The 10108-nt window shown below is 69.1% G+C and carries 12 protein-coding genes and 1 pseudogene; 7 read left to right on the top strand and 6 right to left on the bottom strand.

Annotated elements, in window-relative coordinates; translation table 11 throughout:
• From puuE to AC3FMM_RS21150, 4 genes are all read left to right on the top strand, one after another.
• Positions 1-867 (top strand): allantoinase PuuE (gene puuE / locus AC3FMM_RS21165; protein ID WP_488687412.1); only part of this gene is annotated, 867 nt, incomplete at its 5' end.
• A gap of 91 nt (positions 868-958) precedes the next feature.
• Positions 959-1789 carry a GntR family transcriptional regulator gene (locus AC3FMM_RS21160; protein ID WP_473704239.1) on the top strand — a complete coding sequence of 277 codons (831 nt, stop codon included), beginning with the start codon at positions 959-961 and terminating at the stop codon, positions 1787-1789.
• Positions 1790-1891: 102 nt separating this feature from the next.
• Positions 1892-2311 (top strand): cupin domain-containing protein, encoded by a 420-nt coding sequence (locus AC3FMM_RS21155; protein WP_240071278.1) that lies wholly within the window; start codon positions 1892-1894, stop codon positions 2309-2311.
• A gap of 5 nt (positions 2312-2316) precedes the next feature.
• Positions 2317-2667, top strand: a complete 351-nt coding sequence (locus AC3FMM_RS21150) for a hypothetical protein (protein ID WP_115681982.1) — start codon at positions 2317-2319, stop codon at positions 2665-2667.
• On the opposite strand, the gene AC3FMM_RS21145 is transcribed toward AC3FMM_RS21150, so the two are convergent.
• From AC3FMM_RS21145 to AC3FMM_RS21130, 4 genes are all read right to left on the bottom strand, one after another.
• On the bottom strand, positions 2664-3044 hold the full coding sequence (locus AC3FMM_RS21145; protein WP_488687411.1) for a DUF427 domain-containing protein: 381 nt from the start codon (positions 3042-3044) through the stop codon (positions 2664-2666). The two genes, AC3FMM_RS21150 and AC3FMM_RS21145, sit on opposite strands and share 4 nt — an antisense overlap.
• 77 nt (positions 3045-3121) lie before the next feature.
• Positions 3122-4111 carry a Bug family tripartite tricarboxylate transporter substrate binding protein gene (locus tag AC3FMM_RS21140; protein WP_116313777.1) on the bottom strand — a complete coding sequence of 330 codons (990 nt, stop codon included), beginning with the start codon at positions 4109-4111 and terminating at the stop codon, positions 3122-3124.
• A 62-nt stretch (positions 4112-4173) separates the two neighbouring features.
• Positions 4174-5337, bottom strand: coding sequence for a CaiB/BaiF CoA transferase family protein (locus AC3FMM_RS21135; RefSeq protein WP_326346324.1), 1164 nt, complete (start codon positions 5335-5337; stop codon positions 4174-4176).
• A gap of 8 nt (positions 5338-5345) precedes the next feature.
• A complete protein-coding gene (locus AC3FMM_RS21130) occupies positions 5346-6293 on the bottom strand; it encodes a hydroxymethylglutaryl-CoA lyase (RefSeq protein ID WP_488687410.1) in 948 nt (315 codons plus the stop codon).
• A 203-nt stretch (positions 6294-6496) separates the two neighbouring features.
• Between AC3FMM_RS21130 and AC3FMM_RS21125 the strand changes: the two genes are divergently transcribed.
• On the top strand, positions 6497-7447 hold the full coding sequence (locus tag AC3FMM_RS21125) for a LysR family transcriptional regulator (RefSeq protein ID WP_488687409.1): 951 nt from the start codon (positions 6497-6499) through the stop codon (positions 7445-7447).
• Between the two features lie 174 nt (positions 7448-7621).
• A complete protein-coding gene (locus AC3FMM_RS21120; RefSeq protein WP_488687408.1) occupies positions 7622-8314 on the top strand; it encodes an SDR family NAD(P)-dependent oxidoreductase in 693 nt (230 codons plus the stop codon).
• Here AC3FMM_RS21120 and AC3FMM_RS21115 read toward each other — a convergent pair.
• Positions 8301-8939, bottom strand: a complete 639-nt coding sequence (locus tag AC3FMM_RS21115; RefSeq protein WP_488687407.1) for a LysR substrate-binding domain-containing protein — start codon at positions 8937-8939, stop codon at positions 8301-8303. The genes AC3FMM_RS21120 and AC3FMM_RS21115 overlap by 14 nt on opposite strands.
• Positions 8940-9118: 179 nt before the next feature.
• A pseudogene (locus tag AC3FMM_RS21110) lies at positions 9119-9256 on the bottom strand (helix-turn-helix domain-containing protein); the annotation flags it as partial.
• A gap of 115 nt (positions 9257-9371) precedes the next feature.
• Here AC3FMM_RS21110 and AC3FMM_RS21105 point away from each other — a divergent pair.
• Positions 9372-10049, top strand: coding sequence for a type 1 glutamine amidotransferase domain-containing protein (locus tag AC3FMM_RS21105; protein WP_473704233.1), 678 nt, complete (start codon positions 9372-9374; stop codon positions 10047-10049).
• Positions 10050-10108 lie beyond the last annotated feature (59 nt).

Genomic DNA, 10108 nt, shown 5'->3' with positions numbered 1-10108 from the left:
AACTGCGTGCTGCACGGCGACGCCGCTTCCGAGCAGTTCCTCTCCGAGATCGTCGGCGCCGCGGCCTACCCGGACCGCCACATGAGCATGGAGGGCATCTACGAATACGGCTCGCGCGCCGGCGTCTGGCGCATCCTGCGCGAGTTCGAAAAGCGCGGCCTGCCGCTGACCATCTTCGGCGTGTCGATGGCGCTGCAGCGCCATCCCGAACTGACCCGCGCCTTCGTCGAGCTGGGCCACGAGATCGCCTGCCACGGCTGGCGCTGGATCCACTACCAGAACATCGACGAAGCCACCGAGCGCGAGCACATGCGCATCGGCATGCAGATCATCAAGGACCTGACCGGCGCGCTGCCGCTGGGCTGGTACACCGGCCGCGACAGCCCCAACACGCGCCGCCTCGTCGTTGAGCACGGCGGTTTCCTGTACGACTCGGATTACTACGGCGACGACCTGCCGTTCTGGACCGAGGTCGAAGTCAGCGGCGGCGAGAAGAAGCCGCACCTGGTGGTGCCGTACACGCTGGATTCGAACGACATGCGCTTCGCCACGCCGCAGGGCTTCAATACCGGCGAGCAGTTCTTCCAGTACCTCAAGGATGCGTTCGACGTGCTGTATGAAGAAGGCGATCCCGCGGGACAGGACAGCCCCAAGATGCTGTCGGTCGGCATGCACTGCCGCCTGCTCGGCCGCCCGGGCCGCTTCCGCGCGCTGCAGCGCTTCCTCGATTACGTGCAGGGACACGACAAGGTGTGGATCTGCCGCCGTGTCGATATCGCCCGGCACTGGGCGCAGGAGCATCCGTTCCCGGCGCGGGACGCGGATGCCCGGCCGCGCACCGCCTGCCAGGAAACCGCTCCGGCCTGACCCCCGCGGCCTCGCTGTCGCCATAGTTGTGTACGATATAGCCGTGTTTCGTCGCCAGTTCCGGCGACGGGCTGAATGTCCGTACCCTGATATGGCAACCACATCGAAAAAGGCGGCGCCCGGCGCTGCCGCCAAAACCCCGCGCCGCGCCGCCGCCAAGGCGGCCCCCAGAGCCTCGCAGAAGACCATGCAAAAGGCCTCAGCCAATACCGCCCCGGACGACGAGACCGGCCAGGAAGGCGCCGCCAGCGAGGCCTCTGCCACCGAGGCGATCTACCTGAGCCTGCTCTACGCCATCATGGAACACCGCCTGCTGGCGGGCACCAAGCTGGTCGAGGAGCGGCTGTGCGAAGTGACCGGCGCCAGCCGGGCGCGCATCCGCCAGGTGTTCGCGCGCCTGGCGCACGAGAAGCTGGTCACGCTGGTGCCCAACCGCGGCGCCTTTGTCTCCAGCCCCAGCGTGGACGAAGCGCGCGAGGTGTTCCAGGCGCGCCGCGTGGTCGAGCCCGCGCTGGCCGCCGAACTCGCACAACGCGCCACGCCGGCCAAGGTGCGCAGCCTGCGCCGCCATGCCATGGAAGAAGACAACGCGCGCGCCCGCGGCGACCGCGCGGCGATGATCCGCCTGTCGGGCGAGTTCCATATCCTGCTGGCCGAGATGGCCGGCAACGCCATCCTGGAAAAGCTGATCCGCGAGATGGTGTCGCTGACCTGCCTGATCATCACGCTGTACGACCGCCCCGGTGCCCCCGCCTGCGCCGAGCATGAGCACCGGCAGCTGATCGACGCCATCGAACAGCGCGATGCCGCGCGCGCCAGCGCGCTGATGGCGGAACACCTGGAGCATATCGAAGGCTCGCTCGACCTGAGCATGCCGGACAGCGGCGCGCCGGACTTCTACAGCATCTTCAGCAAGGGCTGAAGCTGACCACGCCGGCCCGGGCCGGCATTGCACTCCGCGTCCGGCAGCCTAGACTGGCTGCATGACAAGGCGGCGCGCCAATGCGCCGCAGGGAGGTCCATCATGGCCACCATCGAGCCGCCCGCCACCACCGGGCGGGCGCCGCTGGCGTTCGCGCGGCTGTATGCGGATGCGGCCGGCGAATCGCACTTCGCGCCGCTTGCCGTTGCCGTCACCGAGCGCCTGTTCGCGCCGCCTGCGCGCGCGTTCTGGGTATCGCCGCTGGAGGAAGCCGCCCGGCAAGGCTTCCTGGTCGTGCCCGCTGGCTGGGTCGGCGAACCACACCCGTCGCCACTGCGCATGTGGGTCTTCGTGCTGGGTGGCGCGATGGAATTCGAGGCGAGCGATGGCGAACGCCGCGCGCTGCCGACAGGCAGCGCACTGCTGCTCGAAGACACCACCGGCAAGGGCCACGCCAGCAAGGTGGTCGGCCCCGCCGACGCCACGCTGGCCGTGGTGCAGATGCCGGTGCCGCCGGCCTGAAGCCCATGACCGCGCCCGAGCCAGCGGCACCCTCCAAGCCAGCCCCGCAAGTGGTGCCCACCGGCTACCGCCAGGGCATCATCACCGCGATCACCGTGCTGCTGGGCTTCTCGCTGGGGTTCTGGCGCTTCTGGGGTTTCGAAAGCCCGGGCGAATGGGACTGGCGCTCGCTGCTGGCGGCGGTGGCGCTGCTGGCCGCGGTGGTGCTGCAGATCGTCGCGCTGTTCCGCGCGCTGCGCGTCGAGGACGATGCTGTGCCGGAGTATCGCAAGACGGTGCGCTGCTTTATCGCCTCGGCCATTGCGCTGGTGATCGGCCTGGCCGCGGCGATGATCGATGCGGCGCTCGAAACCTAGGGTCCGATGATTTCGATGCCGTCGACACGGTCCGGATAGAACGCCAGGTACGCGCCGATGGCGGCAACGGCGGCATACGGCGCCTCATAGCTCCACACCGCATTGCGCCCGCGCTCGCCGCCGGCCGGAATGGAGAAGTAGCTGCAGTCGCCCTTGTACGGGCAGTAGGTGGCATGCGCGCCGCGCTCGAGCCGCGCCATGTCGACGTGCGCGCGCGGGATGTACTGCACCGGCGCATAGTTTGCCTCCTGCAGGGTCAGCGCCGCATCGCTGTCGGCAATCGTAATGCCGGCCACCTTGACCACCACCCTGCCGGCGGTCGGCGTGATGGTGATGGGATGGTCGGGGCCGGGGATCCTGACGGGCTTGCCTGGCATCATCGTGCTCCTGCATGGCGGGATGCAGGACATTCTAGGCGCTTGCCGGTCAATGTGCCGCGGGTGTGGTCGCCGGCCTATTCGACCTTGACGTTGGCCTTCTTCACCAGCGCGGCGTAGCGTGCGGCTTCGCTGCGGAAGAAGGCGGCGGCGGCCTCGGGCGTGCCGGGCTCGATCACCGTGCCCTGCTTCTTCATCGCTTCCAGCACTTCGGGAGACGTGAAGGCTTTGGCAAAGGCATCGTGCGTGCGTTTGACTTCGGCCGCCGGCATGCCGGCAGGGCCGATGACCGCGAACCAGCCGGCGACGTTGTAGCGCGGCAGGCCCTGTTCGGCGATGGTGGCAATGTCCGGCGCGGCGGCGCTGCGCTTGTCGCCGCACAGGCCGATGGCGCGCAGCGTGCCTGCCTTCAGGTGCGGCGCCACTGCGTTGAGCGCGACCACGCCCATTTCCACCTGTCCGGCCAGCAGGTCGTTGACCATCGGACCGGTGCCCTTGTACGGCACGTGACGTGCCGTCACGCCGGCCTCGTCCAGGAACATCTCGCCCGCCAGGTGGATGATGGTGCCGTTGCCCGACGAGGCGTAGTTGTAGCTGTCGGGCCTGGCCTTGAGCAGCGCCACCAGTTCCTTCACGTTCTTCGCCGGCACCTTGGGGTTGACCACCAGCACCAGCGGCGTGGTGCCGATCACGCTGATCGGCGTAATGTCCTTGATCGCGTCGAACGGCATCGCGCGGAACACGCTGGGGTTGATCACGTGGTTGTTCGATACCAGCCCGAGCGTGCTGCCGTCAGGCTGCGCCTTGACCACCGCGGCGGCGCCGGTGATGCCGCCGGCGCCGGGCAGGTTCTCGATCACCACCGGCTGGCCGAAGGCCTTGCCCAGCGCCGGGCCGGCCGCGCGCGCGATGTTGTCGACACCGGAACCCGCGCTGATTGGCAGGATCAGGCGCACGGGCTTGCCCGATCCGCCCTGGGCCAGCGCTTCGAAGCCAGGGACGGCGAGGGTCACCGCGAGCGTGGCGGAAAGTGCCAGCGCTGACTTGAGCAGGGTGCGACGTTGCATGCTTTGTCTCCGTAATCGTTATCGTAGGGCGTGGCGGTTGCCGCTGTGCCGCGGCATACCCCTCAGGCGCTTGCGCGGCGTTCCGTGCCGAGCCGCGCCAGGATTTCTTCGTTGTGCTCGCCGGCGCGGGGCAGCGGGCTGCGCACCCCCGGGCGGCGGCCGCCCATCAGCAGCGGCAGCAGCACCGTGGGCGTGGTCGAGCCGTCGTCGGCCTGCATCGGCACCAGTCCGCCACTGGCGAGCAGGTGCGGATCGTCGAGCAGCTGGTCCGGGCGCACGATCGGCGCATAGGGAATGCCGGCCGCTTCGAGCTTCGGCGCCAGTTCCGCGGAACGATGGTGGCGCAGGATCGCGCCCAGCTCTTCCAGCAGTTGCGGGCGCACCGCGACGCGCGCCGCGTTGCTGGCGTACTCGGGCTTGTCGACCAGTTCCGGATGCTGCAGCACGTGGCACAGCGTGACGAACTGCTTGTCGCTGACCGCGCCGATAAAAAGCTGCTCGTCCTGTGCCAGCGTGAACACGTCATACACGCTCCACGCCGACACGCGCGACGGCATCGGCGGCGGCGGCTCGCCGGTCATCGCGTATTGCTGCATGTGCTGCGAGGCCAGGAACACGCAGTTCTCGAACAGCGCGCTCTGGATCTCCTGTCCCTTGCCCGTGCGGTCGCGTTCGCGCAGCGCGGCCAGCACGCCGATCGCGCCGAACATGCCGCCCATGATGTCGTTGACCGAGGTGCCGGCGCGCAGCGGCCGGCCGCTCGGACCGGTCATGTACGACAGGCCGCCCATCATCTGCACCACTTCATCGAGCGCCAGCCGGTGCTCGTACGGACCGGGCAGGAAGCCCTTGTGCGACACGTAGATCAGGTGCGGGTAGTCGCGCGACAGCGTGGCGTAGTCCAGCCCCAGCTTCTGCATCAGGCCTGGGCGGAAGTTCTCCAGCAGGATGTCGCTCTGGCCCGCCAGTTCGGCAGCGGCTGCGCGACCTTCGTCGGTGGTGATGTCGAGCACCACGCTCTTCTTGTTGCGGTTGAAGGCGCGGAAGAAGCCGATGCCCAGGCCCGGCAGGTTGCGCGTCTTGTCGCCGCCGGGCGGTTCGATCTTGATCACCTCGGCGCCCAGGTCGGCCAGGATCATGCCGCAGGTGGGGCCCATCACCATGTGCGTGAATTCGACCACGCGCACGCCGGCGAGCGGCAGGGAGTTGCTGTTGTCTTGGGTCATCTCTTGTCTCAGGCAGCGATGGCCGCGGGGCGCGCCGCGTAGGTCTTGGGCAGGCCGGCGCGCCACAGCGTGCCGTGCAGGGTTTCGTCGCGCAGCCAGCCGGCCACGTCTTCGCGCAGCGCCAGCAGGCGCCCGATATCGATACCGGTCTCGATGCGCATGCTGCCGAGCAGGTAGGCCAGGTCTTCGGTGGCCACGTTGCCGCTGGCGCCGGGCGCATGCGGGCAGCCGCCGATGCCGGCCAGGCAGGCGTCGAAGCGGGTCACGCCGGCTTCGAGCGCGGCACAGACATTGGCCAGCCCGAGCCCGCGCGTGTCGTGGAAATGGCCGCACCAGAAGCGCTCGCCGGCGATGGCGATGGCGCGCGCAAACAGTTCGCGCACCATGGCCGGATCGGCATAGCCGACGGTGTCGGCCAGGCTGACGCGGTCGGCGCCGGCATCGAGCAGCGCCTGCATCAGCCGCAGCACTTCTTCCGCATCGACATGGCCCTGCAGCGTGCAGCCGAAGGCCGTGCCGACGCCGCCTTCGATCAGCGTCTTCGCGCCGCTGGCATCGCGCGCGGCGCGGATGCGCGCCACTTCCGCAACCACTTCATCCGGCGTCTTGCGCAGGTTGGCGAGGCTGTGCGCGTGGCTCGCCGACAGCGGCACGATCATCAGGTCGGCGCCGCATTCCAGCGCGTCCTGCGCGCCGCGCAGGTTGGGCACCAGCACCGACGTGAACAGGCCCGGCAGCATGCGCGCGAACGCGACCAGTTCGGCGGTATCGGCCAGTTGCGGCAACAGGCGCGCGGGGACGAACGAACCGACCTCCAGTTCGCGCAGCCCGGCAGCGTGGGCGCCGCGGATCCATGCAAGCTTGCTGGCGGTGGGCAGGATGGTGCGGAGGCTTTGCAGGCCATCGCGCAGACCGACTTCGCGGATCACGGCCTGGCTGGGAAAGGAGTGGGTCATGGCGGATTGATGAGGCTAGGGGGCGACCGTCCAACTCTATGAGTTTCTGCGGGCAAGCTGAAGCGATGATTTGCGCATCCAGGCATGCCGAAACGGAAAGTCACCCGCGCCCTTCTTTCATGCTGCGGGATTTCCCGGATGCGATGTCACCGGCCGGCTGCCCGCAGGTAACATTCCGGGAAGGAAAGTCAGCCGCCCCCGCCATGCGAGACCTCGACCTCACCACGCTGCGCCTGTTCGTCGCCGTCTGCGAAACCCGCAACATGGCGCGCGCGGGCGAACAGGAACACATCGTCGCTTCGGCCATCAGCAAGCGCCTGGCGCAACTGGAGGAAACCGTCGGCGCCACGCTGCTGGAACGCCGCCGCCACGGCGTCATCCCCACGCCCGCCGGCGAGATCGTGCTGGGGCATGCGCGCGCCATGCTGGCTGCGGCCGACCGCGTGACGCGCGACATGGCCGATTACGGCTCCGGCGTGCGCGGGCAGGTGCGCCTGCTCGCCACGGTGTCGACCATGGCGGAATCGCTGCCGGACGACATCGCCGCCTTCATGCAGTTGCCGGCGCACCGCGACGTGCGCGTGACCATCGAGGAGAGCCTGAGCAGCGAAGTGGTCAGCGCGCTGCGCGACGGCACCGCGCCGCTGGGCATCTGCTGGGATGCGGCCGACCTGGAAGGCTTCCAGACCCGCCCCTACCGCAGCGACCACCTCGCCGCCGTGGTCTACGCGGGGCATCCGCTGGCGCAGTCGGATACCTGCCTGTTCGAAGACACGCTTGACTACGACCAGATCGCCATGCCGGCGCAGACCGCGGTGCAGATCATGCTGGCACGCTACGCCGCCATCCAGGGGCGGCGCATCGCGCACCGCGCCGTGGTGTCGACCTTCGACGCCGCGCTGCGCTGCGTGCGCGCGCAACTCGGCATCGTCATCATCCCGGCCGAGATCGCCACGCTGATTGCCACGGCCTTCGGCCTGCGCGTGATCCCGCTGCGCGACGACTGGGCGCGGCGGCGCTTTGCCATCTGCTGCCGCGACTTCTCGCTGCTGTCGCCGGCTGCGCAGTTGCTGGTGCAATTCCTGGAGCACGCCGCGGCGCAGGAAGCGGCGGGCGCCGTGCCGGTCCTGGCCCCCGCACGGCCCGGTCGGTAAGTGCCCGCGCAACTTCCTGTGCGTTTCGAGGGTTACCCCGAGGCGTTTTCGCAAGCTTATGTTGCGTGCCGTTGCGTAGACTGGCTTGCGTTTTTCGCTGCCGGCCACGATGGTTGAAAGCCGGGCGAAGCCTGATCACGACAATGCGCGCCGGCACGGCGCAGGAGCACGCAAATGAACTTCCACGGCAAGAACGTACTGGTCACCGGCGCACGCGGCAACCTGGGCCGCGCGGTCGCGCACGCCTTCGCGCAGGCAGGCGCGCGCGTGGTACTGCTGGACCGTCACGACGCACCATTGCCGGAAACCGGCAGCGGCCACCTGGCGCTGCAGGCCGACCTGCTCGACGCGGACAGTCTCGGCAAGGCCATCGACCAGGCCGTGCAGGCATGCGGACGCATCGACGTGGTGTGCAACCTGGCCGGCGGCTTTGCCATGGGCACGGGCATCCACGAGACCAGCGCGGCCGACTGGAACCGCCTGTTCGACATGAACGTGGGCACGGTGCTGAACATGGCGCGCGCGGTGGTGCCGCACATGCTGTCCGCGGGCGGCGGCGCCATCGTCAACGTCGGCGCCAATTCGGCGGCGCGCGGCCTGGCGCAGATGGCCGCCTACTGCGCATCGAAGGACGCGCTGGCGCGCGTGACCGAATCGATGTCGGCCGAGTTGCGCGACCAGGGCATCCGCGTCAACGCGGTGCTGCCCAGCATCCTCGACACGCCCGAGAACCGCCAGGCCATGCCGGATGCCGACACCTCGCGCTGGGTCGCCCTCGATGCGCTGGCCGACGTGATCCTGTTCCTCGCCTCCGACGCCGCGCGCGCGGTGCAGGGCGCGCTGGTGCCGGTGGTCAACCGCGCCTGACGCGCGGCCGGCGCGCCGCGGGTGCGGCCGCGCCGATGGCGCTGGCCGCTTCCTGGATCTGCTGGCGCAGCCAGCGCCGCAGCCGGTCGGCATCGGTGCGCGCGTGCCAGATCTGCATCATGTCGACCCGCGGCAGCGCGAACGGCACCGGCAGCATCACCAGGTCCGGATCGCGCGCCACCGCTTCCTGCGCGACCGAGCGCAGGCAGGTCAGCAACAGCGCCGAACCGCGCACCAGCCGGCTCGGCGCCAGGAAGCTCGACAAACCCGCCACCACCGTGCGCCGGTGCCCCAGCCGTGCCAGCGCCCGATCGACCACGCCGTTGAGATCGCCGGTCAGCGTGGTCAGCAGGTGTTCGCACGCCAGGAACGCGTCCAGGTCCAGGCCATCCGCGATGCGTCGATTGGTGCGCGAGGCCAGCACCACGAAATCCTCGCTGCCCAGCCGTTGCTGGTGGAAGGTGTCGGGCAGGTTCTCATAGAAGCCGGCGATCGCCAGGTCGCAGGTGCCCTTCTCCAGTTCCTCGCGCGGCAGCTCGCCGCGCGTGTTGTGCGTGACCAGCACCACCCCCGGCGCGTCGCGGCGCAGCCGCGGCAACAGCGCCGGCAGCAGCAACTGCTCCATGTAGTCGGTGGTGTAGATGTGGACGGCCTCGCTGCGTGCCAGGAAATCGCGGCCGTCGCAGGCGTGTAGAACGCATCCAGGTCCGCCACCAGCCGCTGCACCTGCGGCGCCAGCGCATGCGCGCGCGGCGTCGGGGTCAGGCCGCGTGGCGCGCGCACGAACAGCGGGTCGCCCAGTTCGTCGCGCAGCCGGTTGAGCTTGTGGCTCAGTGCCGGCTGGCTCAGCGCCATGCGCGCCGCCGCGCGCGAGGCGTTGCCTTCCTGGTACAGCACATGGAAGACGTAGAGCAGGTTCAGGTCCTTGCCGGCGATATTCATTTTTTGGATGGCAGGCATCGAAGATTCGAAGTTTTCGAATCATAGCCAGCTGCGTAGGATGTTGCCAATGCCGGGGCTGCCCCGGCCGACCGTGGACGCAAACCGGAGAACCAACATGAAAATCCTGATGGTGCTGACCTCGCACGACCAGCTTGGCAATACGGGCAAGAAGACCGGCTTCTGGCTGGAGGAATTCGCCGCGCCCTACTACGTCTTCAAGGACGCAGGCGTTGACCTGACGCTGGCCTCGCCCAAGGGCGGCCACCCGCCGCTCGATCCCAAGAGCGACGATCCGGATGCGCAGACCGATGCGACCCGCCGCTTCCGCGCCGACACCGCCGCGCAGCAGGCACTGGCCAGCACGCTGACGCTGGACCAGGTGAAGGCCGACGACTTCGACGCCGTGTTCTATCCCGGCGGCCATGGCCCGCTGTGGGACCTGGCTGAAGACAAGCGTTCGATCGCGCTGATCGAGCAGTTCGACCGGCTCGGCAAGCCGGTGGGCGCCGTGTGCCATGCTCCGGGGGTGCTGCGGCACGTCAAGGGCGCGGACGGGCAGCCGCTGGTCAAGGGCAAGGAAGTCACCGGCTTTACCAACAGCGAGGAAGAGGCGGTGCAGCTGACCGAGGTGGTGCCGTTCCTGGTGGAGGATGTGCTGAAGGCCAGCGGCGGGCGGTTTACGCGCGGGGAGGACTGGGCCAGCCACGTTGCGGTGGCGGGACGGCTGGTCACGGGGCAGAACCCGGCGTCGTCGGAGGCGGGGGCCGAGGCGGTGTTGGGGTTGTTGAAGTAAGGCCTACGGCGAATCGCGGCGTTCGATCCGCTGCCGGTTTGCTCCCTCTCCCGCGCGCG

The sequence above is a fragment of the Cupriavidus sp. 207A1 genome, from assembly GCF_057798955.1.
The sequence above is the reverse complement of the archived record's forward strand: the minus strand, read 5'-3'. Positions and strand labels throughout refer to the sequence as shown.